We start from the raw sequence: 25,742 nt of genomic DNA, 5'->3' as shown, positions 1-25,742 counted from the left end.
GTAGCCATCGACAACCGGTTTTCGGGGCGATGAACCGCGAGTCCCCGCTTCACCAGCGCAACAATGCTGGCGACTTGGAGGCGAATGATGGCCGGCACCTGGATGGTGCGCATTCCCGATCCCCTCGGAGCAGACGAGGAGGCACTGCGCCAAGGAATCATCGTCGCCCAGTGGCCCGAGCTAGGGGACATCTCGCGGTTTCGCAGTCGGATCGAGGTAAGACGTGGCCTCGCCGCAGCCTATCCCACAAAGTCGATAAAGGGGCTCGGCAACTACGCAGGGCAATTGTGGCGTTTTCTGGCGGAGATGAAGCCGGGTGACTACGTCGCCATGCCCATGCGGAGACTTCCCAAGTACATGGCTGTTGGCCGCATCGCAGGTCGCTACCGATACCGTCCAGAGGCGCCGCCGGGCTGGCGTCACACAAGGGCGGTGGAGTGGATCAACAGGTCCGTGCCACGTGCCGCCGCGGGAGCTGACCTGTGTAACCGCCACGTGCCGCCGACCATGAAGATCTCCCAACTGCACGCCGACCCGGATGGGCACCGCCTCGCGGAGTTGGCGCATAGAAGGTCAGACCCTGGACCGAGACCACTGAGGAAGAGACTCTCGAAATCACCGCTCAGCCGCGATCGGGTAAGCGTGGTGGACGTCGGTGATGGAGCCTGCTCGATCATCAGAACCCAATACCGCGGCCGTGAGTCCGTGCTAGTGGTCGACTGCGGCAGTGACAGCATCTCGCCCGACGAGGCGTGCGACCGCCTGGTGGACGCCCTCGACGGCCGACCGGAGGTCATCGACACAATCGTTGTCACTCACTTCGACGCCGACCATTACCGCGGCTTTGTCCGCTTGGCCGAACGCATGCGGGCCCGCGGGCAGCGCTTCGAGTCCCTACGCCTGATCTCACCACGGCCGCCGGTCGTAGCACCGCCGTTCACCGCCGCCTACCTGGCGATGGAACTCACCGTCACCGGGTTCCGCAGTCTCGACCTCTCGCTCGACCTTGAGCGAGTGACCGAGAAGGGCGAGTTTCAGTACACGCCGCTGGCTCGAGGCAACGGCTTCCTTGCCGGGGAACGTGCCTACGACGTGTTGTGGCCCCCGGCCACGCTGCCAAGCCACCTCGCCCGCGGGGTGCGCAGCGCTGTGTCCCGGTTCGAGCAACTCGCTGAACAGCTCACCGCCCGGGGCAACAACTCTCTGCGGGACAACTTCGAGGCAGCCCGCAACGGTGGCTGGCTAAAGCCTCGACACGGTGATCCGGAGACGTGGACGCTGAACAACGCTCAGCTCATAGACGGCGAAGATCTTGGCGAGGACATGTACGAGAACGACCATGACGACGGTGGAGCCCTGGACATAACCCGGCTGAACGTGCCGGGAGAGTTGCATGATGCCTTCCGCGGCGTGTGGAATGCGATGCGCCGCGCCAACAACAACATGTCGCTGGTCTTCGAAGACGCCGAACCGGGCCGGCTCATCGTGTTCGGCGATGCCGGTCCACCAGTGCTGCGTTGGCTGACGAACACCGATCTTCACCCAGCCCACTACGCGCTGATGCTTGCGCCTCATCACGGCACCCATCCCCTGCCGCTAGCGCTGCAGGTGACAGCTGACCTATGCGTCGGGCAGAACGGCAATAGACGCGTCCACCTCTGGTCACGGCACCGCAGCACGCACCACAACCACGGCCGCTGCGTCAGCAGCACCTCCGGCACACACCACCTCCTGCTGTAACCCGCAGCGATGCTCGGCCAGCTACAGCCTTGGGCGTCGTCCCCGGGCGCTGCAGAGCTGCCTGACCTGCTGACTACTGTTGTCTGACGAGACCAGGGAACCATCACCGTTGCTCCCGCTCGCAAACCGCCGTCGCGCCCAGCCCTCAACGAGGATTTCATGATCGCTGTGCTGATTTGACGGTGATCATGGACCGGGCAGGTATTCCGTTCGATGGGTGCCACCATGGCGTCGCGTTGTACGCGCGCAAGGTCGGCGTCCGAAGAACGGCCGCGCTGGTCGCCTCACCGGATGTGCCGCTGGCCGGCGGGGCGACCGAACCTCGAGTCGCTATGGGCAGGCGGGCTGCATGCCAAAGCTAAGATTGAGTCCGCGCCGGACGGACGTGTGCCGGTGAGCCTTGTATCGATGACGAGCCTTGCCGACAGCGACGAGGCGGAAAGAGTGCAAGGCGGAAATACTATTTGACCAGTTAGCGACGTGCAGGATCGGAGTCGGGGGGTGTGTAGAACTTCCCGTCCCCGCAGAAGGGCCTTCACCGAGTCCGGGCCGATTCCCAGCTCTTCGCCCGATCGCGGTGATTCTCGCCCCTGAAGGGCGACCGCCCGGCGGCAGCGCTCAAGTCGCGCGGCACGTGTTTCGGGGTTGGGGTTGGGTGTTGCCGGTGATCCGGGCTGCCTGGGGCGCTGGAACCGGGTCGTCGGATCTGCTGAACGGCGGTCAGGAAATCGTCTATGTGCCGTTCGAGTAGAGACCGGCACAGGTGGCCGTCCGAGGCGACGGCGACGGTGCCGCGAGCCAACTGCACTCCGTCCCCGAGCAGCCCCGCCGGCTTCAGTCAGTCCGCACAGATGAGCGGTGCGCGCTGCTCAGCGCCGGCAGCTGCACGGCGGACTCAGGCCCGGGGTATGTGCATGCGGATGAGCATGGCCCGGTCCGCCGCGGCCGGTTCCACGGTCGACACCAGGCTCGGGACCACCGTCTCTGCCGAGGACGACCAGAACGTACTGAGTCTTGTGGGATGCGCTGACGCGCGGCGGCCGGCGCTGTCTGCTCCGCACCGACCACGACGGCCCGTGCTCGCGCCGCCTGCGCCGCTGACTGTCGGATCCCTGTTATGTCGCGAGCGGTTCCATGCAGCGTGCGCTTGGGCACGCAAGCCCCGATTCTAGGAGCCAGTACTACACATCGCTATCGATCGAATGCAGGATGTGTTGACGGTTGGCGTTCCGTAATCCTGAAGGACCAGCCCGCGGCCGCAGGGGGATCCATGGGCAGTCCCGAACCTCGCCGTAATCGGTCCACAAGCGCTCGGCATCTGCGTCTAGTTCCGGACCCGGTGGCGGAGGCGGTCGCGGCCTTCACCGCCCGAGTCGGGGAGAAGATCGATCGGGGCGGTGATCCGGAGGACCAACTACGAGGCCCGTTGGAGGAGTTGCTTCGCAGGCTCGGACAGCATGCTGGCGTAGACGCCATCCCATACGGAGAAGTCCGGCTGAGTTCGGTCCGTGCGCGCCCTGACTTCGCCGTCGATGTCGGGGGCGCTCGTGTCGGTTACGTTGAGCTCAAAGCACCAGGGCATGGCGTTCCCTCGACTTGGCGCCGACCGACCAAGCGAGAGCGCCTGCAGTGGGAGAAGCTCAAGGCGTTGCCCAATGTGCTCTACTCGGATGGCGTCACGTGGGCGCGGTACAGCTACGGGGAACTCGCGGGCGCCGTCGTTCATCTGGCCGGTGACTTCTCCAGCCGTCGGGGCGCACCGCGTCCCGCTGGTCCGGAGTTTGAGACCCTGATCCACGACTTCCTGCTCTGGCAGCCCGAGCAGCCGCGGACGCTTGCCCAGCTCATCCGGATCGTCGCCGGGCTCTGTCGCTTGCTGCGTGACGAGGTAGCCGCGATTCTCGCGGATCCCGCGCGTGACGTGGCCCACGAGGAGTTGTCCCTGCTCGCTGCGGACTGGCGGGACCTGCTGTTCCCCGGTCTGGACGATGCCGGCTTCGCGGACGCCTACGCGCAGACGGTCACCTTCGCGCTGCTGTTGGCGCGGGTCGACGGCATTTCCTTCGAGGAGACGCCACTGCACGAAATAGCCCGACTGCTAGGCAAGAAGCACTCCCTCATGGGGCGGGCCTTGGCGGTCCTCACCGACAACGACGCCGCCTACGAGCTTCGGATGATCGACACCCTCTCAAGGGTCATTGGGTGCGTCGACTGGGGCGCCGTCGACACCGGCAGCGGCGATCCCCACGCTGATCTGTACGAACGCTTCTTGAGCACGTATGACGCTGCACTCCGTCGACGCAGCGGTTCCTTCTACACTCCCCAGCCACTGGCAGGCGCCGTAGTTGACTTCGTGGACGGCATACTTTGTGACCGCTTCGAACGGTCCTGGGGTCTGGCAGCCCATGACGTCACGGTCGTTGATCCCGCCATGGGGACTGGCACCTTCCTCGTCGAGGTGCTGCGGGCGGTGTCGGCAACCATCGACGCCAAGCAGGGAGCCGGGGCACGCGGTCCACGGTTGCGTCAGTTCTTTCAGCAGCGCCTCGTCGGCTTCGAAATCCAGGCTGCGCCCTACGCCGTAGCCGAGCTGCGGCTCCATCAGGCGATGAAGACCCAGTTCAATACCGAGCTTCCGCCCTCAGAGGTTCGATTCCTCACCGACGCATTGGAGGACCCTGTTATTCAGCAGGGGCGGCTTCGCGCGGCCTACCGGGTGATTGAACGCTCACGCCTCGAGGCGAACCGCATCAAGCGGGAAGTGCCCGTCATGGTTGTGCTGGGCAACCCGCCGCACGTCGAGAACACCATGGGCCGCGCGCCCTGGATCGAGGAGCGACGCAAGACGCCCTTGTTGCCAGGCAGCCGCCCCGACCGGCCGTCCCTCGACGAGTTCCGCACTCCCAGAGGAGGACGCTACGAGTCGGACCTGTACGGCCTACCGTGGTGCTTCTGGCGCTGGGCCTTGTGGAAGGCGTTCGAAGCGCATCCGGACGAACCCCAAGGAATTGTCGCCTTCGTTACGCCGGCCAGCTTCATCAAGGGCAAGTCGTTCGAGGGGATGCGGGAATATCTGCGGCGTACCTGTGACGAAGGCTGGATCATCGACTTATCCCCTGAGGGGAATCGGCCACAGCAGCAGACCCGCCTTTTTGGTCCCGACGTTGGCCGGCAGCTCTGCATCGCCATCTTCGCCCGCTACGGCCAAGGCGAGGCAGCAACTCCAGCTACCGTCTGGACCCTCGCCGCGATCGGATCCCGCGAGGAGAAACTTCGGCGGCTGCAGGATCTCCGCCACACCGACCCAGCGTGGAGGCGCTCCCGCGAAGATTGGCGGGCACCATTCTTGCCCGACTTCGACAGCGACTGGTCACGCTACCCCGACCTCAAACAACTCTTTCCGGAGTCATCCCGGGGCGTGACGGCAGGGCGTACGTGGGTGTACGCCCCCGATGTCGACACCCTTCAGCGTCGTTGGCGCAGGTTCGTGCAAGCCGACAAGGCCGGTCGCCGCCGGATACTCCCGGAATCGCGGGACCGGACGGTTGACAGCATCGTTCGTCCATTGCCGGGCTTTGCGGCGCCAGATGGACCACTCGCCGCCGAAACGGGTTCCGCACCAGCGCCAGTGAGGATCGCCTATCGATCCTTCGACCGGCAGTGGGTGCTGCCGGACAGTCGACTAATGGTGATGCCGCGGCCGCCGCTGTGGGCGGTTCGCTCGCCGCACCAGATCTACCTGACGGAGCAGAACAGCCATCCCATCGGCAGCGGGCCAGGGATCACTTTTACCCACCTCATTCCTGACCTTGACCACTACAACGGGCGAAGCGGTCGGGTGTTCCCGCTCTATTGCGACAGCTCGACAGGCCGACCTAACGTCACGCCCCGGCTATGCAGCATGCTCGGGGAAATTCTTGGGCGAGATGTGACCGCTGCCGACCTCATGGCCTACGTCGCCGGAGTCGTGGCTCATCCGGACTACACCAAGCGGTTCCGGGAGGAGCTCCAGCACCCCGGCATCCGCGTCCCGCTCACCGCCGACGTCGACCAATGGGTGACCGCCGTGTCGATTGGCCGGGAGGTGCTGTGGCTTCACACATTCGGCCAGGTTGGTGCTGGTGAGCAGCGCTTCCGCGATTTCGTCGACCGGACGGTGCCGAAGGTCCTCGCGACAATCCCGGACGAGCCGGACGCACTGCCGGACGACATCGGCTGGGACGAGGACAGTCGAACGTTGCTGGTCGGCACGGGGCGAATTGGACCTGTCGACCGTCGGGTCTGGGAGTACAACGTTGGTGGGATGAAAGTGATTCGCCATTGGTTCAACTATCGCTGCGCGAACCAGCGCCACCGGCGTCGATCCTCGCCGCTTGACGACGTGGAACCGCTCCGATGGAGCAGCGACTTCACTGACGAGTTGCTCGAGATCCTGGCAGTCCTCGGCGGGTGCGTGGCTCTCGAGCCCCGGCAGTCAGCCCTGCTTGACCGCATTTGCGCTGGTCCGTTGGTCTCGGTCGAGGAGCTGACCGAGGGCGGCGTCCTACCGGTGCGCGGGCCCACGAAGCTCATCGTTTCGGACGACAGTCGAATCCCCAGGCTGTTCTGACAACTCGTGTGGCCGGTCCGACCATGGCCAGGGATGACTTTCGAGGCTGTGGCTTGCCTCGTTAATATGCGTCTGACGCCTACGGTCGGCGGAAGTCAGCCGCCAGTGCCGGGCTCACACGACCAGTCCTTCGTCTCTCCGACATCGTCTCCCGGGACGCATGTCGGAGCGCCGTGGCCCGCAGTTCGGAAAGGCTGACCGTTATCGTCCACTACAAGTTCCTGAGTCACTCCGCCGGAGATCACGGTCGCGACTAGGCGCCACTGCACTAGGACGGATTCCTTGAGAGTGGCGTACAGAAAGAAGGAGTCCTGATCGCCAGGGTTAAGCTCCCAGCCGGGCAATGGCTTGTATGGCCCTTCGGACACCTCCCGATACATGACCGTTGGTTCTTCTTCGTCGAGGTTCACGTTTAGCCCGAGGTCTCGGGGAGTGTCACCGCCACCAGTAGTGCAGATCGCCACCATGCCGTCCGGCAATGGGGTCCGAGACACGATATCGACGTAAAAGTCACGAACGATCACCTGTGACGGCCGGGTGTTCTCAAGCGTGAGCTCAGCCCACGTGGCCTCATAGTCGGCACCATTCTTTTCCCATGCCCAGTCCTTGCGCTCTTTGCACGGAGCCTCCGGAGGCGGCCCAACCCGAATCGGTTTCTGCGGTATGAAGTACAGGAACGTGTCATCAAAGTCTCCGCCGATCAAATTCGCTGGTCGAGCGTCCGCGCGAACCACTGCGAGCACCGGGGGCCGTGCGCGGACGGCGGGCGGCGAAGTTGCGGCGGCCTTATTGTCACCGTCATTATTGATAGCAACGATAATGGCTGCGGCGACGACAGCAGCGACACCGATGCAGCCGGTGACGAACGCGCCGACGATTACGGTCATGTGACGGCTCGAGACGCCGATGCTCGACCCGCCTAGCGCGACGTTCTGCGTTCCGGAACTGCCAACCATGTTTCCAGACCCGGCGGGAACCTTCAATGAGGTGTTGCGGCCACCGACACCTGGTGCTGGCCGGCTTTGCTGCTGTTGCCGGTCGAGGATGACTGCCGACACGGCGGCGGCGACGGCGAACACGCCGAACGTGGCGAGGGCGGTTGCGCTCGGGTTGTTGCCGAGGAACTTTGTTGTAACGCCAACTGCGATCGTCAGCAGCGATGTTGTCACGACTGCGACCGTGCGAGATCTCACCCTAGATCACCTCGGCCATTGTGTTGGAGTGATCAGGGTATCCGCTGGCCGCCCGAGCAGCGGCAGAACATGGCCCGTCCTCCCTTCGATGCCCTTCGGTTAGCGCCTAACCGTGCTGTAGAAGAGCAGGTCATGCCAGGCAGGTAGATAGGGATGGGGGCCAGCGTGTCAGAAGAGCGACACCTGAGGCATTGGCGGTGGACGAGCCTTGCCGATCGTCGGGCAAACTGGAGGTCCGGATCCCACGAATGCACCCGGCACCCGGCGACCACACTCGGCACTGAACTGCCCTCGCCTAGTGCATGGTCTCGGCAACATCACGAGCGACTCGCCGAATTGACTGTTTGGTGACTCTCGCGAAATCGAAGACGTGGGCCTCGTCGACTCATACGAACGGACACTGGCAACCGCCGACAACTAAGGCGAGGGATGCGCCTGGGCCGGCGCCGTAGGCCATTGGGTCGATACCTGTCTGCAATCAGCAGGCTACCGTCGGCACAGGAGGAGATTCGGGGCGCGCGCGTCGGTGGGCGGCTTCGACGCTCCACCAGCTCGACGCATGAACCAGATCCAGTGCATGGCGACCAGCAGGCCGTGGCCTACCCTTTACGGCTGCATCTAGCCCCTTCAGCCTTCCTTTGATCCATCAAGGCCAAACGCGGCTCTCGCTCACGTAACTGAAGATCAGTCGTCTTATGAGCAGGTCAACTGGGAGGCACGGTGCCACTCGGACGCAAGGGTCGAACGGGATGGATCCTGCTGACGGCAGCGGCGCTGCTGGTGGGGCTGGCCGTGGTGGGATGGAGCTTCATGCGAGATGGTGAGCTGACGGCCGGCGCGCCAGGCACGGCCTCGGGTAGCGCCGCTGGTGGACCGAGCGCCAGTCCCCTCAACAGATCCCGCGCAGCCCGGCTGTCCGAGCAGCTGACCTCCGGCAAGGAGGCAGAGCTCAGAGCCGCGCTGGCACTGCCCTCCGATCAAGCGCTGGAACCGGCGGCCGTTAAGCAATTGGCCTCATTGGGCTCAATCAGCTTCGACCTTGACACCTTCACATACCTGGACGGCCAGACGGCAGAGGTTCAGGGAGTGGTGGACAACCCGCCTGACGGGACGATCCCCAACTGGACTTTCACTGTGCTGTACCTCGGGAGGGAGTGGAAGTTGGTAGATGGAAGGCCGAAGGGATGAAGGTCCGAATCGTCCTGACCGCACTGCTGCTGGCCGTATGGACGCTAACCGTTCCGTCTACCGCTGCCCAGGCAGCCGGGTGCAGCAGCAGTTCCACCACCGCAACCGCCAACCAGTCCGCCAGCCGGCGGCCTGTCATCTTCGTCCACGGCTGGACCTCCAGCGGCAAGGGACTGGAGGGCGCCGGCAGGGCGCTGGCGGAGCGGATCGGAAATCGCATCCAGCCCTTCTATTTTGACTACGGCAGCAACAGCACCACGTGGGCGGCCGACAAGGTGGTGGCTGGCTGCCTTGCCGATTACATCGCTGCCGTTTCTGATGCGTATGGCAAAAAGAGCGGCGGTGACCGCAAGATCATCCTGGTCGGCCACTCGATGGGTGGTCTGGCGTCGCTCTACGCAGCACAGGATGACAAGGTCATGGGCCGTATCGGCGGACTAGTAACCTTCGATACGCCCTATCTGGGCAGCCCTTTCGGCAACACCGGGATCGCGGGCATGCTGCAGGGGTTGCAGCAGAGCGTCGGCAGCAAGCTCATCCCGCCGATCGGCTCGGACGCCCAGATCTGCTTGGGGCAGCACAGAGACGGGGCCGGGCTGGCAAAGGGCTGTAAAGCGCAGCTTCCGAGCTACATGCCGGTCACGGCGGGAGTTACCGCTATTGCGGGCGATATCACCGTCAGGCGCACGTTCGGCCCCTTCCATCTGTACGACATTCCGCTTAGCAGCGATGGCATCGTGCCTGTCGACAGCCAGCACGGCTATCTGCAGATCCAGAAGAAGGCCGCGTGGCCGATGGGGCAGAAGATTCGTCTAAAGAGGGACAGCTGCACTATCACCAGCGACTCAATGATGCGGACGCTCAAGGTCGCCGCTCAAGGCGGGGCGGCCGGGTTCATTAGCTCGCTGCTGAGTGCCGTTGCGGAGCTCAAGGTCGACGAAAATGCACTCGACGGGCTACTAGAGGACAGGCTTACGCCGGCGCTGGCCGTCTATCTGGGGATCGCCACGCTGACCGCCGACTGCAGCCACATCAAGGTCACCAACCACGGCCCCGCGTTGGATCACGCGGTTGACTCGCTCAAGGACTACCTCAATCAGCTCGAGCCGGGCACGACTGTCCGTGACCTGATGCCCGTTAAGTCGGACGGGAAGGTAGCGCCAGGCTGGAGCACGGTGGATGGGACGGATGTAGGCGGGGTGGACTGCAGCTTCAACACCGCCAGCCCTGCGGCCAGGAGCGGCAACATCTACTACTGCAGTCCCAGTGCGGCGACGGCGGACGCCTGCTGGGTGGAGGCGGGGCGAAACGCCGTACTATGTCTCAGCAACCCGATGAGCCGCAGAGTGGTACGGCTGTGGACGGAGGGCTCGGTCGGTGCGGCCCTGCCGACCGGCCCGGCCGAATACAGCGGCACCCCGTCGCCGATTCGACTGGATCTCGACAACGGTGCACGATGCCGCCTACGGAACGGCGGCAGTTGGGGCATCCAGAAGAACAACCCGGACCTCATAGGCTTCTACGGCTGCAACAACGGCGAGGTGGTGTGGGCGAGCAGAGACAGCCGCACCGGCATCGACCAGTCCGGCAAGACTTGGAAGGTCCGCACTGGCAAAGAGAATGGCGGGCTTACGACGCGCAAGGTCAAAACCGTCTACTACGTGGCGACGGCATAGCAGTTGTCAGCCCCTCGCGCTTCAGCTCACTGCACTGAAATTGCAGGGGCGCTTTAGGACACCCATTTGGCCGCGCGTCTGCCAGGCGCCGTCCCGAAGCTCTTGACGGTACTCATTCGACGGACTTTTTCACCACGCAAGATCGACACTTGCCCCGCACCGTTGTGCTTCGGGGTGGTCAGCCAGGCGCAGCCCAGGGCCAGTGTAGGCCTTCAGCCTGTTCCGGCCGGTCCGGAAGGACGCTCACGAGGTTGCCGAGCTCCTCGAGGACGGCGACCATCTGCTCGATGCTGATGCGAGGGGATGTCTCTGGCGGCGGGTGCTGTGCCTCTCGGCGCGCTTGGCGTTCAGCTTGGGTTTCGCCGATCGGGTTGGCGAACACGGCGGGGTCGGCGCAGGCTGGAGGCGGGCCGAGCGGCAGATTGTCAGGCTTCTCGGCCGTCGATGAGGCGGCGGAGCGCCGGACCGGCGGTGGGGAAGGCAAGTCGCAGAGTGTGCGCGCTGAGTCCTATGCCCCACCAGCTGAGGGCGACGAGGTATCCGACGATGAGTGCCCCGTTGGTGTCGTTAGTGAAGACGATGGCGTAGCCAAGTCCAAGGCCGGGTGCGGTGACCATGCGGATGGTGCGACTTCCGCTGACGGTCAGCGCGGTGGCGACGCCGAGGAGCGCGGCTCCGGCGCTGCCGATGAGGCCGGGCATGCCGGTCAGGTCGACGGGTGGGGTGATGGTGAGTGCTGCCCGCATGAGGTAGATGCCGGTGGTGGCGATGGCGGCGTGCAGGATCGCCGGCCGGGTGCGCGCGAGCCAGGCGGGAAGGGTGTTGGCGGGGATGCGGGGTGCGGTCGCGGCGATGACGGCGGCACAGACCGCGAGTGGCAGCGCCGAGCTGAGGGTCCATTTCAGGAAAGGGCTGTAGTCGTATCGGACGGAGGTGCCGGTCGCGAGGCCGTAGAGGACGGCGGCGATTGCGCCGCCGACGGCGGCGGCGAGGTATCCGCGTCGGACGAGGCTACCCGTCGTGGGATCGGGCGCAGACGTGCTGTGTGCTCCGGCGAGCCAGGTAGTGGGGGCGAGGTGCGCCACGGCGAGCGCGGTGAGCATGGCGAGCGCGCCGGCGGCGCCCAGTTGCGGCAGGGAGGTGCGGACACCGACGACCCGCAGGAACATGGTGGTGATGTCCGCGGTGAAGATGGCTTGAAGGAGCAGAGTGAGGGAGCACGCGCCGAGCAGGAGGGCGCTGGTGAGGTCCCGGATGCGGAGCCGGACCCGTGGCGGGCTGGTGCCCGCGGCGGTGGGTGTCTGCTGGTGTGGTGCGGTGAGCGCCAGGGCGCCGTCGGCGAGGGCGTGGGACTGATCGGCGAGGACTGCCGGGGTGAGGCCGGCGGCTGTGGTGAGCCGGTCTTGGAGGCCCGGTATGGCTTCGGCTTGGCGGAGGATGACGCCGCTGAGGTGTTGGCTGTCGAGGTCGGCCGCTTCAAGGGTGTCATGGACCGCGTGATGAACCCCGTCTAGGAGGGGTTGCGCCGCGATGACGACGTCGTCGTGGGTGATGACCGTGGGCTTACGGGATGCGGGAAGTAGCACCGGCGCGCGGTCCTGCGTCATCAGTAGCTGCCTGGCCAGGCGGACGGATTCCAGCAGCGCCGAGCTGTCCTGGTGATGCGGGGACAGGGCTATCTCGCCTCGCAGGGGGTCGTCGTCGTTGGTGGCCGCGTCAACGATTCGCTGGGCGAGGACATGGTTCAGGTCGCGGGGTAGGTCGATCGTTCGTGTTGCCAGTTCGCGGTACCCCTCGGGGCTGGCCTGGAGGATGGTCAGGGTGACCGGGTGGCGGTCGGCCTGGCAGATCAGCAGGCAGGAGCCGTCAGGTGCGGTGAGCCCGTGGATTGTGGTGTAGGCGGCGAGGGCTGCTGGTGCGGTGACCATGGCAGGGGCGGGCAGGCCGGCCCGGGCTGCCGCGTCGGCGAGTTGTGCCCGGCGGCGGGGTCCCCAATTCGGCGGAATGGTCACGGTGAGGGCGGTGATGGGCTCACTGATCTGACGGGCGGCCTGGTCGGCGGCATGCCACAGCTGTGCGGCGAGCAGTTGCACGCCGTCGATCGGCTGGTCTGCTGCTGGTCGGCCGAGCAGCTCCAGCGGGTCGCTGACGAACTGATGTTTCGCCGGCGGCTGGGACGCTGCGGACACGCCGACCTGGATGTGGCCGGTGGGGTCGAGGGCGACGCCGTGCGGCATGGTGAGGCCGCCGTTGAGCAGGACGGGGATCCGAGTGCCGTGTCGGTCGAGTGTGGCGGCAATGGCCGACGAGTTGAGGTCGATGGATAGCCGGCTGCCCCCGTTTGGCATGTGCGGCAGTCTCTCCCGGCGGGGGAGTGGAACGTCAACTCCAGTCCCGCGCAGTGATCTCTTGTGCGCGTATGGTGAGAATCCTTCTCCACGGGATGGCGAGCCACAGTCATCCTCATATATGCGGAGGAAGGTCAGCATCGGCGCGGGTGGAGGCGAGCAAGTGGCGCAGGAGTCGGGCGATAAAGCCAGTCGGCTGGCCGAGTATGCGCGCCCCACGGTCTACGTGCCGCACGAGCCGTCACCGGGTCGCCCGCCAGGACGGCCATCAGCGGCCCTGGCCCGGGCCGTCCGCGCCGGCGTGGGGACCCTGATCTTCCTGGTCGGCGTGCCTGCGCTGCTGTGGGCCGTCGGTGGCGACCCTGTGCGGCGGCTGCCGACGTGGCCGCAGATCGTCGCCTGGTTCGACGAGCCGAGCGGACGGTTCACCCCGAACGTGCTTACGGGCGCGGCCGTCTGGGCGTTGTGGCTGCTGTGGGCCGTGTTCGCGCTGCTCCTAGTCGCCGAGCTGTTCGCGGTGTTGACCCGATGGCGGATCCCGGCGCTGCGGCTTCCGGCACCGCTGCACCGGCTCGTGTTCGGCCTGGCCGGCACCGCCGCGATCGCCGTCACCTCCGTCGGATCCCTCAACACAGGGCAGGGCGCTGACAGGTCCGCAGCCGTCCTCGTCTCCGCTGAAGGCGGTGGTGTCATTCCTCGACAAGCGGTCGCGCGAGGGCCTGCGCTGATCCGGGTCGCAGACACCCGCTACGTCTACACCGTCGAGCGACACGACACCCTGTCCAGAATCGCCAAGCAGTGGCTCGGCGACGCATACAGGTGGCCGGAGATCTGCCGCCTGAACAAGCATCGCCACTTCCCGCGAATCGGCGGCACCCTGCGCGACTGCAACCTCATCTACCCCGGCTGGGAGCTGCGACTCCCCGCCGACGCCCGCCCACCGCAGACCGCCACACCGGCAGCACCGCCCGCGCCATCACCCTCGACCGCGACCCCTTCGGCATCGCCAAGTACCGCCTCAGAATCGCCGAGTCCTACCGTGCCGCCCGCCACGCCCGATCAGGAAGCAGCACCAAATCCCAGCAGCACGGCATCGACGACCCCGAGCGCCCGCGAGTCCACCTCGCCCACCCCGCCAGGGCCCTCCGCCGCCACCGCGTCGGCGTCGCGGTCCGCCTCGCCAGCTGCGGGCGACCAAGGCTCGACCGGGGCAAGTGACGAGCACGGGGTGCAGCTATCGCCATCCAATTGGCTGCCCTGGTCACTTGCCGCCGCGATCAGCGCCGCCGCCGCCCTGGTCTGGGCGCAACGCCGCCGCCGATACACCGGCGAGCCCGACGCCGACCCGCCCACGCAACTGCCACCGCTAGTGCTCCAGCTGCGCCGCGCCGTGGCCCGCAACCCCGAACTGCCGAATCCGGACGACCACCACACCGAGCCGCCCGCACCCGTGCCCGACCTCGCACCGCTGCCGCCCGGCGGAACCGGCATCGTCGGCGACGGCGCCCACGCCGCCGCCCGCGCCGCACTGGTCGCGGTCCTGGCATCCGGCGGCCCGCACCACCCCGACGCACGCGGCGAAGTCTTCATCGACGCCGCCACCCTGGAAACACTCCTCGGCCCCGACACGGCGGCACTCACCCCATGGCCCCGCCTGCACATCGCCGACAGCGCGACTGACCTGCTCGCCGTGATGGAAGCCAAACTCCTGCACCGCAGCCGCATCCTCGACGAACACGCCCTCACCGACCTGGATACCCCGCGTCAGCAGGCCCCCGACGAGGAACCGCTGCCGCCGATCATGCTCATCACCCACACCCCGCCCGCCGGCGCCCGCATGCGCGCCAAGACCGCACTCGCCCTCGGCGCCGACCTGCACGTCTCCGCCCTGCTGCTCGGCGAATGGACCCACGGCCCTACCGTCGATGTAGACCCCGACGGCCACACCACACTCGCGCCCGGCCAAGCGGCAGAGCCGATGCCACCGCGCCTGCCCGTGCTCGATCACGACACGGCCATTCAGATCCTCACCACCCTGCGGGAAGCCCAGACCGGTGAACCCCCCGCCCTCGCGTCACCCGCTGTACCGGTCGCGGTCGTCCCACTGCACGCCAACCGAACCAACAGCAAGCCCGCCGAACAACCGGCGGTCACTGCGCAGCCCGACACGGCCACCCGCAAAGCCCAACTCCGGGTGCTCGGCGAACCGCGGATCGACAACATCACCCAACCCGGCCGGCCACTGCGCGCCAAAGCCCTCGAACTCGCCGTGTTCCTCGCCTGCCACCCCGACGGAGTCACCACCCGCGACATCGGCGAATACCTCGAACCCGACGCCCGCCTCAGCCAAGCCGACCAACGCGTCCACACCAACGCCAGCAACCTGCGACACTTCCTCGGCCGCGCCGCCACCGCAGACACGAAGAACGCCTACGTCATCAAGACCGCTGGGCGCTACCGACTCGACCCGGCCACGGTCGACGTCGACGTCTGGAAACTTCGCGACCTCCTGCGGACGGCGGCGATCGCCACCGGCGCGCGCCGCCGCGAGCTGCTGACCGCCGCCTGTGATCTCTACACCGCGCCGCTGGCTGACGGCCGGGATTACGAATGGCTCCAACCGCACCGTGAAGCCGTACGGCGCTGGGGAACCGAAGCCCACCTCCTGCTCGCCGACGATCTGATCGACAGCGACCCGCAAGCCGCGTCCGACCTGCTTGACAAGGCCATCAGCCTGGATCGCTACAACGAAGCCCTCTACGCCCGTGCCATGCGCGCCCGCCACGCCCTCGGCGACGCAGACGGCATCCGCACCCTGCTGCGAGCCCTCACCAAAGCCCTTACTGACCTCGACGCCGAACCCCGAGAAGAGAGCATTGCCCTGGCGACCCAGCTCCACGCCAGTCTGGCCGGGACGTGAGCATCGAGATGGCGACCATCTTGGGGCCTAAGACGGGCCGTGGAGACGCCGCGAAGGCCACGTCAACCGGATTAAGATGATCAAACGACAGATGTACGGCCGGGCGAACCTCGACCTGCTCCGCAAGCGGATCCTGCTCGCCTGACAGGGTCAATTCCGATCACGGAAAATGGGTCCAGATCCAGATCCCGTTTTCAGCCGTCGTTGACAGACGTTTGACGTGAATGTCCGTCGGCCCCTATCACGACATGCCGTTTAAGAACCGCACGCGGTCACCATACAGACGGCCACCACCGCGATCGACCTAGGCAGCACCGTCCTGAGCACCGGGCAGACTTCATCTCTCGCGCGCGGCGCGTCAGGCTACCAGCGCGTGCGAACGCATCCCCGGCTGTGCAGCTCGGTGGCCCTCAGCGCCGCCGCCGGGGCTGGTTCGACGACGCCTGGGCTGCACTCCGCCGTTACCGAGACCGTCGGCACTTAGCCGCCTCCGAGGTGCGTGTGCGTCTGCCGCCGCAGTCGTTGTTACACGGAGAGGAGGTGAACGATGGATGGTTGGATGACCGCCGCAGTCACCGAGACGGCTCGGGTGGTCCGGCACGCGCTGGCGAGCTGGGGCCGGACCACCCGACTCTGCGTCCTGGCCCTGACTTTCGCCTTGGCCTTCGGACTACTGTCAAATACAGGTTTTTGGCAGTAGGACGCGCCCTGCGCAACGATCCCACGGCCAAGCAGTGACGGCCATGTCTGGCCGGCTCTCACGCGGGAGCCGGCCAGACATGTCTGTTCGTGGCTCCAGCAAGATCCCTTTCCCTGTTGACCCGGCGCTGTGGACAGCGCTTGTGGCAGGGCGGCTCGGGCTCGTACTGATCGCCTGCCGCCTCTTCCTGAGAGAACAGACAAGGCGCGTTGGGTTCCGGGGGCCCGGCTCCATCGAGATGGAGTTGAAGGAGCTGTGCCGGGCCGGGCCCGGGCAGGGATCTTCTCGCTGGAAATGACCGCGCTAGGTGAGCCTCCGCCTCCTGCTCGAAGCGCTGCTGACCGAGCAGAAGAAGTGCAACTTCGACCTCTTCCACAACAACCGGACCGCCCAGAAGAGGGCCGACAAGGCGCGCGCCTCTAAGTCGAGGGCACTGAGCTGCCGAAACGGGGGCACTGGAGGCGAAGAGCTAAGTGCCAGTCCAACGCGGCGGGTAACAGAGAGAACGCCCTGCTCACGGCGCTGACCGTGATCACCCTCGTCTCCATCGGCGCGCTGCTCTGGATTGTGCTGGCCACCGGCCCGGAGTTGAGCGGCAGCACTGCCCTAGCCGTAATCTCTGCGATCGCTACGGTTGCCGGCAGCGCTGTCACCGGGGTTCGTTGTCGTGCTCCGCAAGCGGCCCGCGCGAAGCCGGGGGTAGCTCTTGAAGAAGCTGGGGCACGCCACCGAGGCCAAGGGCAAAGGTTCGCGCCGGGAACTCCGGACCACGGGGTGTGGACGGTGGTGCCGCCAAGTTCGAATCCTGGGCGGCCAGGTGAGCGGAGCGCGGGCGGTGCTGCCCCTTCCTGGCCTAGCGCGAGGCGGGCGTCTACGACTCCATCTACCTCGTGGCGGCCAGGGGGCGGGCGCGGTGTTCTACTTCGGCTGGCCCCGGATGGACATCAAGCTGATCGGGATCAAGTCGCCCGATCCGGAGCCGGAGATGGTGGCCTGTGTATAAAGCTGTGGACAACTCTGTGGAGACGGCCCGTCGTGTCGCTGCTGACGAGCAGAGGACCGGCAGCTTTGACTGCTTCCACAATGAGTTGATGTCTATCCGCAACACGCAAGAGAAGGTCGAAAAGTCCAGGGCCAACCTGGCAAAGAGGCTGTGACCTGGCCTTATGTGGTCAGTCAGACAGCCTTTCCGCTGCGGCGCGTGGATACGGCCCGTGATTTGGTCGGTCCATCTGACGAGGGCCGCATGATGTTCCACACCGGGTGCCACGGCTCTGTCGGGTCGATGTGATTCCGTAGAGCTTGGCCCGCCGCGGGGCCCGTCTACAGGCGGGGACGTGGGCGTGCAGCCGCAGCGAACAACATTCGTGCGGCTGTGACGTTGGGATTAGTGATGAGGCAGAGCGCCTAGGTGCGACGCCAGGCCACACCGTTGAAAGGCGCGGATCCGTAGGACCGGGCCATTACAGTACGGCGAACGTGACCGATGGCCCGTAAGTCTGGGTCAAGGCGGGCACCCGGGGGGTCGCATCCCCCGGGGCCGCCGAGACGGTCACGTCCGCCCAAGTGTCCGAGGCATGGACCACTACGAAGGGAGCAACGAGACGCGGTGACCAGCGTAACGACGGATGCGCGAAAGAAACAGGTCAGGGGCCCTGACGACCCTGGCGAGGGGCCGAATTGGGCCGTTGTGTTGGTGGCCCTGCCCGGGATTGGGGCGGTCCTGTGGATCGCCCTGGCCAGCGGACAGAGCGCCGCTGCTATCGCGATCCCTGCCATCACGGGGATCGTCGGTACCGCAGTTGGGGGACTGGCTCTGAGGCGGAAGCGGTCGGGTAGGTCGCGCCGCAGTTGATCACCTTCGGTGAAGCCGGTGCCCTTCGGAACGGGCACCGGCTTCACCAACTTCATCGTCACGGCCGACCTCAAGTGTGTCCTCACGCATCCGCTCTGCGCCTAGGTGTAATGCCTAGGACGTGGCGGTGACAGAGAAACATGGACACGTGCCTGGAGGCGGCGGACGCGGAAAGGAGAGATTATCTAGCGCTAGTCGTGTCGCCCGGTGACGAAGGTCACTGCCGCGAGAACCACGGTGACCATGCCGGCGAACGTGGTGCCGCCTGAGGCCAATGCCTTGCCGACGCCCGGCTCTGTGGCCCAGGAAACCCAACCGGCGATCGTTCCTGCAAGGCTTGCTGCGAGTACAGCGACGGCAAGCCAGAGCAGGCGAACCACAAACCCGTTGCCCATCAGTGGACCCTTCGCGGGACACAGCTGTCCCTCTTGGTGGGCTGGTGAGACCCGTTGGAAGGTACCCGTGGTTGGTTTGTGGTTGGTGAGTCAACTGTCGGAGGTGGACAGCTTCCGTCGCAAGCAATCGTGGGTGTGGTCACATCTAGAGGCGGAGGGCGAACCGGTGGGCGCGCGCCTCCCGAGGTCCAGGGCCCGGCGGGCAGGAACGCCGCAAGGACGTTATCGGGATAGTGAGCAAGCTTTGCGCCGGAGGCGAGGACGAGACGGCCATCGAGCAGCCCCCACCGGCGCTCCGACGCCGGGGAAGCCGCGGACGGCGCACGAGGCGGTGACAGGCCACAAGGTCGTCGCACCGCCGCCAGCCGTTGATTCTGGTGTGTCCCGATGAGCTGCGTGCGTCGACCGCTACGCGATCGTGGTCAGGGCGGTAGCGGAAGGTGTGCCCTGGCTCTACATCGAGTTGATGTCGAAGGGGCAGGTCACCTTTGCGATCATCGCCGCCGTCGTGACTGTAGCCGGCTTGGCGTGGACGATCATCTGGCCGCTGCGAGCCTGGCGGCAGTCTGGGCCCATGATTGCTGTGCAGATGGCCGTTGGGGACATCTATGACCAGCAGGACCAGCTCGTGGTCGACCTTAAGAACGGCAGCAAGCGGGCCATGCGGCTCGAGAAGGCGCAGCCAGACGTGAAGCCGAAGCGGCGGCGGAAGGTTGGGCCGGACCCCGGGCGTAACAGCAGGCAGCCTGTGAATGCAATCTTCGTGCAGAACCGTGGCCGGGCTGCCGCGACGGTCCGCCGGTGCAAGTACTTGTCGCCCATCGGCTTGGCGCACAGCACCAGCGCGACGAAGTTCCACCGCAGAGCCGACAGCACCTAACCAGTCGGTCCGGCCGTTCATCTGCGCTCGATCGCCTCGGAACGGCAGGGGACGCAGCGGCCAATGGGCTGACCAACATGCCCAGGCCGCTGGCACCGGCCACCGGCGTTCGGCGTGGCCGCCCCCCGCCGGTCGGTTCCGGCCAGCGCCGGACCCCGCCGGCTTGTCGGCAGGAACCGCCGCCACCCCGCAGCGCTCACGGGCGCGTCGCCCTTAAATTGGTCTTCAGTACTTCGGGTGACACTCTGGCTGTCACCCCCGGCAGGCGAATCTGTCACCCCCGCCGGTTGTTCTGTCACCCCCACTGCGGCTGTAGTCCGTCGATCCGTGTGCACCAGCCGATAGACGCGGGTGGCGATGCCGGCGACCTTCGACACGACAAGACGACCCAGTTGCACGAGCTTGGCCAGGCATCGTTGCACCGTGCGCTCGGAGCAGCCGACGTACTCGGCGAGGGTGGCCACGGATGGCCAGGCGTTGCCCTCATTGTTGGCGTGGGCGGCAATGGCGATGGCCAGTGCTCGCTCGTTCTTCCCTAGGTCTTTCGTGGTGAGCAGGGCAGCCTTGACGGCTTGACTCATGGCTTACGGATCTCCGTCCGTCAGGGTCCGGGGCGCCTGTCGTGGCGCCCCGGGCCGATCTCTGGGTTGAAACCACCGGCACTACCGGTGCGGCGGTGCGATACGTAGGTGAGCGGCCGGTTGCTGAGCGTCTTTCATTGCGGCCCGGGGATCTGTCGACGGTCGGCGTGAGAGCCCGCTCTTGGCCGCTGCGGGGGCGGGGACCTGATCCACGCTCAATCCGTCGCCGGGGTCAAGCCACGTCAGCCGGACCGCCGGCGTACGTCATCGGCGCCGCTGGTCCGTCGCCGAGCGATACGCGGGTTCGCGGCGGCTGGGCGCATTGCCGGATTGGGCCGTCGCCCTGGTGCTGGAGTCATCGAACGGCACTTCACCGCAGGTCACAGAAGGGGGCGCCTGCGGCTGCGCCACGAACTCGGCCGAGCCGCAGGCGGTCTGCGGCCTGGTCCGGCTGCCCCTGTCCGACATCGCCTCGGCGGTGAATCCGTCGCCAGAGGGCTTGGATCGCGCCCGGCCCGCCCACGGAGCCGACCAGTTCTGGGGGGCCGGGGCGTTGCACGGCTGCAGCAGCGGGATGTCGTGCCCTGCTTGATCCCTTACACGATGGCTTCAATTGAAGCGTTACACGGGCCTTGAGCATCCCGGACACGGAGCGTGATGCCAACAGTCCGTGACGGCTGTTGTGTCAGGCATCCGCTTCTGCCGAGTTGAGTGCACCCGATCACACCATAGCAATGGTGCACAGTTCTTCCGAAAAGAGAAGACGAACATCGAGCGTGGCGAAACGGTCGCTGCGCTGCATGCATCAATTGCGTTACACGCCAGGTCGCTTTCGAAGACAGTCGGCGCCCACGTCTACTTGTATTTGCACGAGCTTGTCGATCCACGTTTGACCCGGTTATGGCGTCGAGCCGGCCATCGGGCCGCCCGAATCGCCCGCCGCCCTGGGTGCCGCCGAGCCCACTCCACCGTTGCCTACCGTCGGTACGGTGCCGCTGTACGCTTCGGGGCCGGATTGTGCGGCGGGGAGTCGAATCGAAGGCGAGCGGTCTGCATGTTGTGGAGATTTGGTCGGCCCGCCGTCCCGGATGCGGGGGCCGGCTCGCCGCCGGGTGGGCGCCCTGCCCACCAGAACAGGGGCCGCGACACAAAGGTGACCCTGTGGGCGGTCGCGATCGTGGTCACCACGGGGTGCGAGGCCGCCGTCGCCGTGGTGCTCAACCTGTTCACCAGCAACGTCACCCTCAGGCTGGGCGTGCTCGGCCTCGTGGCCGTCGTCTGTCTGACCGTCGCCCGGCTGATTTCCCGGCATCTTGACTCGCTGGACAGCGAGCAGCAAGAGGCCCGGCAGATCGAACACACAAGTGCCGCGGCGTCGTCCACCCGCGCGGCGGTGGAGGACGGCACGCGCTCCATCCTGAGCCGGATGTCAACCACGCGGGCGTTCAACGACCAGGTGGGCATGCTCCAGCCGTGGCGCCGCGATCGGGCCATTGAGATCCGCGACTCTTGGCCGGTCGTGGAGCAGCTGGTGCAGAGCATCGTCACGGCCGATGACCGCGGCGCTGTCCTTCGGCAGTGGGGCGAGCAGCCGCCGGCCTGGTTCTCCCAGGCGCCTGTGGAGGTGATCTGCTGGCTGGCCGAACTGGCCTCGGATTACGGCCAGAAGCCTACGGCGGCGAGGCTGTTCGCCGTCGCCGTGGAGCGCGGCGCCTATCCGGTCGGCTATTGGAAGGCCCGGCAGGCAACGGCTCTGCCCGAGAAGGCCGTCGCGGAGGTCGACGAGCTCCTCGCTGGCGCGGCCGGAGAACATGTGCTTGCTCATGCCTTGCTGCTCGTCCACCGCCAGAAGTGGGATCCGGCCATCGACGTCCTGGCAGGTTGGCAGACGTCGTCGAACGCCGACGAGGCGATGCGGCTGCAGCTGCTTGCACGGCTGCACGCCCGAGCAGAGAACCTGAACTTGGGGGTCAAGTACGCGCTCGAGGCCGCCGACATCGAGGGCGCGAGCGGGCCAGCGCTCTACGCCGCTGAGCTGCTGCTTTATCGGGCGCAATACGGGGAGACCGTCAACCGGCTGGCCGACACCGAACAGGCTGCCGCGCTGGCGATCAAGGCGCGCAACACCCGACGATCGTGGCACGGCGATAGCGTCGAAGCGACCGTCGTTGCGGTCAAGGCGTGCCGGCTCGGCGGGAAAGTGGGGCAAGCGCGGGCGCTCATCGAGCCGGTGCCCGAGGGTGATGCCTGGCCGCACGAGGCCGCCGACCCCAGGCTGCGAAGGGAGAAGGCAGAGCTGCTCGCCGCAACCGGCCAGCACGACCAGGCTCGGACCTTGGCCGCCGAAATCGGCAACCCCTTCGTCGTGGCCGAGATCGAAGCTGTGGTGCTGACCAGCACCGCCGAAGCTTCGGTCGCCGCTGCGGCGTGGCAGGCAGCCCTGGACGCCGCGGAGACCGGGACGGACCTCCTCATTGCGGTCCGAGGGCTGGCCCACACCGGAGGTGACCTGCCGGATCTCGCCGAGATGGAGCAGCAGCACCCGCGGATGGTCGACGAGATCAGGGCCATTCACCGCGCCATGGGTGCCGGCGGCGGAACGACCGAAGCCCTGCGCGCCGGCGCCGCCGAACACCTGGCGCTCGCGGTGCTGCTCGCGGAACGATACGGGCACGAGGGGAAGCATCAGCTGGCCGCCGCCGTGCTAAACGACAGCGCGCACCGGTGGAACGATCCGGGTTTGATGCTCGCGTCAGCAAACCAACTGCGGGCCGCAGGAGAGCCGGAAGCAGCGATTCGGGCCGCCGAACGCGCGTTGACCATGGGCGGCTCGGAGTGGGCCGGCCAATTCGACACGCGCGCGTTGATCTTCGAAATTCATGTCGGCGACGGGCAGTGGGACCTGGCGATCGAGCAGGCCCGCAACCTGGTGACGCTCGACCCCAACGCTGCAAGTGCCCGCTGGGCGCTCGTGCACGCCTTGGTCCGCCGCAATGACAGAGACGGTGCGTGGAACGCCCTTACCCCTGACGGCGATCCGTTCGCCCCCCGCGACCGGCACGACGCCCTCACCTGGATCGGCCTGGTCGCCCGGTTCGACACCAGCACCCAGTTCGTGTCCCGCGCGCTGTCCACGATGGCCCGATGGTCAGACGACGAGCAGCTGATGGGCGTCTTCATCGCTCAGATCTTCTTCGGTCTGCAGCGGCAAGGGATGTCTACGACCGACGAGGACCTCGCGGCGCTGCACACCGCCATGTCCGACTACGCCGAGCGCTTTCCCGACAGCACGGTGTTTCGTAAGGTGACGATCTCGAACGAGGATCCGCTCGGCTCGCTGGCGCCGACCAGCCGCGCGCGTTACGAATCACTGAGCGAAGCGGTCAAGGAGCTCGACCTTGCCAACTTGCCCCTGGGTTTCTTCGCCACCACCTACGGTTTCTCCTACACGGAGGCATCGCTCAAACGCGGCGCCGGCTTCATCAACGCTCATTCCCCGGCGGCAGAGGCACACGGCAGGGCCGCTGCCGAGGCTGCCCTGAACAGCGCCGTCGTCATCGACATCACCGCAGCTCACACGCTGGCTCTGCTCGAACCGCAGCTGCGCTCGCAGTTGCTCTCTGGCTTCGGACAGGTCCGCGCCACCGACGACGCCTACCACGACGCGATCCGCGGACAGGAGTCGCTCGGCATGCGCTCGACCATGTCGACCGGCTGGGATCCCGTCGAGCAGCGCCCGACCGTCACGACAATTGAGGAGTCCGTTGCCGACGCACTTGCGGAGAAGTCCACGCTGGTCTGCTCGATCCTGCGTCAAGCAACACGCCGACCGTGGCCGCGGTTTACGAAATTTCGCGATACCGACCAGGGATTCGAGTGGCTGTCATCGCTCGACATGGCGGCCGCTCAAAGCACAACATTCTGGTGCGACGACCATCGTCTGCGTTCGGTCGCTGCCGATATGGGCGTCCCGGCCTTCGGCACGGTCGACCTCATCCGGCACCTGCAGAGCCGGGGACAGATCCCGCGTGAGCTTCGCGCAGCGGCCGAGGCGGTCCTGCTCACCAACTACTTCACCGACCTTGGATTCGACCGGGTCACGTTCGACCTAGCCGCGGCGATCGACGGCCAAGTGCCGCGTGGGGTGGCGTTCGCGCTGACCCGGCCTGCGACCTGGGCCGACCCGAACGCGGTGATCGAGTTCGTGCTCGCCATGCTGGCGCACGCCGCGACCGCCGGACCGGAGCAGATCGAAGGCTGGGTGTCCGCGACCGCCATCGGGCTGGTTCGCATCACCGAAGACGACAGCGGCGCCAGCGCCAACCTGCAAGCCCTCCTGAATCGGTGCATGACGCAGCCGTGGATGAACGCCGATCGGCTCCCGGCAGTGCTGCGCGGTGTACGGGCAGGAATCAGCGAACGGCCGCCGGTCACTGACCCGTTCGAGGCCGTGGCCGCCGGCGTTTACCGCAATCTGGTCGCCAAGCAGGGACATGCCTTTGCCATGTCGATGATGCTGGCCTTCGTCGCCTTGTTGCCGGAGTCCGACAAGGCGACGGCTTCGCGGGTGATTCTGACCCATCGCGACTAAAGCAACGACAGTTCACCCACTCGCAGGGTGCCGTTAGCCCCGCCGGTACGGAGCTGCGGGCTACCGGCCGTGCCGACCTGGGATCGAGGGAGTTCGAATATGCCGTCGACGGCCGGTTCAACTGCTGGGATCAACCTCAAGATCACGTGCCCGGATCTGCCGCCGACCGCGCGTCGTCGCCCTCCGTGAATCCCTGGTCTCCGAGTACGGACAGTCATCCTCCCGCCTCGCCGAACAGGTGTCTCACAGCTCGACGAGCAGAAGCCCGTCGTTGTTGAGGTTCACGTCGGGCGTGGTGGTGTCTGGAGCGTAGGGCGTCACCGCGAGGGTCCTCCGGCCGTCGAAGCGAACCTGCTGGCCGGGGACGAGGATGTGGCCTTCGGCGAGCATTCGGGCGAGGTGGTTGAGGATCTGTGCGGTGTCTTGGATACGGTCGGCGGGTACACCGGTGATCAGGTCCGGCTGGCCAAACTTCATCATGCCGCGGGTGTGTACCGGGTGCCCGAACCCAGGTGTGGGTTCGGTTTCCGCAATCAGACTTACCTCCTGCTGGATGGTGAACGGCCGGTGGGGTGACAGTGATGCCAGGGTCGGCCCGGACAACCAACTACAGGCATAGGCATCCAACGTCGCGCAGCTGCCGGCGTCGGCGAGCATGGTGGCTACCGCCCAGGCAAGTTGCAGATGCGTGAGGTCGGTCGGATCGTCGACCTCGACGGTGACCGAGTAGCAACAGGATGCCGCGTCGAGAAGATCAAGGTTGTCCAGTTGCTGGGCGGCGATGTTACGCAGAGCCCCGGTGCGCCAGCCGTCGATCCAGCTGGGGCTGTCCGCGTAGTGGTGGATGCGCAGATCGAGCGCGGCGGTGGGAGCGGTCTTCGGGACCGCGTCGTGAAGCCCGAGATCGGGCCGGGCTTTCAACACGTCCTCGTCGGCGAAGGCGATTAGCGTGATGGCGGCGCGGCGACCAGTCGGGCGAAACGCAGGACGAGGCCAGGGCGCGATCGGAGCAGTCACGGCGGCATCCTTCCACGCCCTTCAACGAGCCGCGCCGGCGAGCGGTTGC

The 25,742-nt window shown here is 66.4% G+C and carries 12 protein-coding genes; 7 read left to right on the top strand and 5 right to left on the bottom strand.

Annotated features, from left to right (window positions below):
- Positions 1-87 precede the first annotated feature (87 nt).
- Positions 88-1,740: an MBL fold metallo-hydrolase gene (locus ABZ452_RS21755; RefSeq protein WP_357945746.1), complete on the top strand. Its 1,653-nt coding sequence runs from the start codon at positions 88-90 to the stop codon at positions 1,738-1,740.
- A 1,339-nt stretch (positions 1,741-3,079) separates the two neighbouring features.
- Positions 3,080-6,349 carry a type ISP restriction/modification enzyme gene (locus tag ABZ452_RS21750; RefSeq protein WP_357945743.1) on the top strand — a complete coding sequence of 1,090 codons (3,270 nt, stop codon included), beginning with the start codon at positions 3,080-3,082 and terminating at the stop codon, positions 6,347-6,349.
- Between the two features lie 95 nt (positions 6,350-6,444).
- Here ABZ452_RS21750 and ABZ452_RS21745 read toward each other — a convergent pair whose 3' ends face one another.
- Complete coding sequence (locus ABZ452_RS21745) at positions 6,445-7,518, bottom strand: hypothetical protein (RefSeq protein ID WP_357945740.1); 1,074 nt, start codon at positions 7,516-7,518, stop codon at positions 6,445-6,447.
- A 744-nt stretch (positions 7,519-8,262) separates the two neighbouring features.
- Between ABZ452_RS21745 and ABZ452_RS21740 the strand changes: the two genes are divergently transcribed.
- Positions 8,263-8,730, top strand: coding sequence for a hypothetical protein (locus ABZ452_RS21740; protein ID WP_357945737.1), 468 nt, complete (start codon positions 8,263-8,265; stop codon positions 8,728-8,730).
- Positions 8,727-10,406 carry an alpha/beta hydrolase gene (locus ABZ452_RS21735; protein ID WP_357945735.1) on the top strand — a complete coding sequence of 560 codons (1,680 nt, stop codon included), beginning with the start codon at positions 8,727-8,729 and terminating at the stop codon, positions 10,404-10,406. The genes ABZ452_RS21740 and ABZ452_RS21735 overlap by 4 nt, the downstream gene beginning before the upstream one ends.
- A 425-nt stretch (positions 10,407-10,831) precedes the next feature.
- Here ABZ452_RS21735 and ABZ452_RS21730 read toward each other — a convergent pair whose 3' ends face one another.
- Positions 10,832-12,754 carry a hypothetical protein gene (locus tag ABZ452_RS21730; RefSeq protein WP_357945732.1) on the bottom strand — a complete coding sequence of 641 codons (1,923 nt, stop codon included), beginning with the start codon at positions 12,752-12,754 and terminating at the stop codon, positions 10,832-10,834.
- A gap of 163 nt (positions 12,755-12,917) precedes the next feature.
- Here ABZ452_RS21730 and ABZ452_RS21725 point away from each other — a divergent pair, with 163 nt between their 5' ends.
- The gene (locus ABZ452_RS21725) at positions 12,918-15,674 is read left to right on the top strand and encodes a transcriptional regulator (protein ID WP_357945730.1); all 2,757 of its coding nucleotides are present in this window, start codon (positions 12,918-12,920) and stop codon (positions 15,672-15,674) included.
- Positions 15,675-18,420: 2,746 nt separating this feature from the next.
- Here the strand turns inward: ABZ452_RS21725 and ABZ452_RS21720 are convergent.
- Complete coding sequence (locus ABZ452_RS21720) at positions 18,421-18,624, bottom strand: hypothetical protein (protein ID WP_357945728.1); 204 nt, start codon at positions 18,622-18,624, stop codon at positions 18,421-18,423.
- A gap of 442 nt (positions 18,625-19,066) precedes the next feature.
- Here ABZ452_RS21720 and ABZ452_RS21715 point away from each other — a divergent pair, with 442 nt between their 5' ends.
- Positions 19,067-19,504, top strand: a complete 438-nt coding sequence (locus ABZ452_RS21715; RefSeq protein WP_357945725.1) for a hypothetical protein — start codon at positions 19,067-19,069, stop codon at positions 19,502-19,504.
- A 17-nt stretch (positions 19,505-19,521) separates the two neighbouring features.
- Here the strand turns inward: ABZ452_RS21715 and ABZ452_RS21710 are convergent, their stop codons facing one another.
- Positions 19,522-20,085 carry a helix-turn-helix domain-containing protein gene (locus tag ABZ452_RS21710; protein WP_357945722.1) on the bottom strand — a complete coding sequence of 188 codons (564 nt, stop codon included), beginning with the start codon at positions 20,083-20,085 and terminating at the stop codon, positions 19,522-19,524.
- Between the two features lie 1,153 nt (positions 20,086-21,238).
- Here ABZ452_RS21710 and ABZ452_RS21705 point away from each other — a divergent pair.
- A complete protein-coding gene (locus ABZ452_RS21705) occupies positions 21,239-24,676 on the top strand; it encodes a hypothetical protein (RefSeq protein ID WP_357945719.1) in 3,438 nt (1,145 codons plus the stop codon).
- A 243-nt stretch (positions 24,677-24,919) separates the two neighbouring features.
- Here the strand turns inward: ABZ452_RS21705 and ABZ452_RS21700 are convergent, their stop codons facing one another.
- Complete coding sequence (locus tag ABZ452_RS21700) at positions 24,920-25,693, bottom strand: hypothetical protein (protein ID WP_357945716.1); 774 nt, start codon at positions 25,691-25,693, stop codon at positions 24,920-24,922.
- Positions 25,694-25,742 lie beyond the last annotated feature (49 nt).

This window comes from Micromonospora sp. NPDC005707 (assembly GCF_040631005.1).
Taxonomy (GTDB): domain Bacteria; phylum Actinomycetota; class Actinomycetes; order Mycobacteriales; family Micromonosporaceae; genus Micromonospora.
This window is presented reverse-complemented; position numbering and strand designations above follow the sequence as displayed.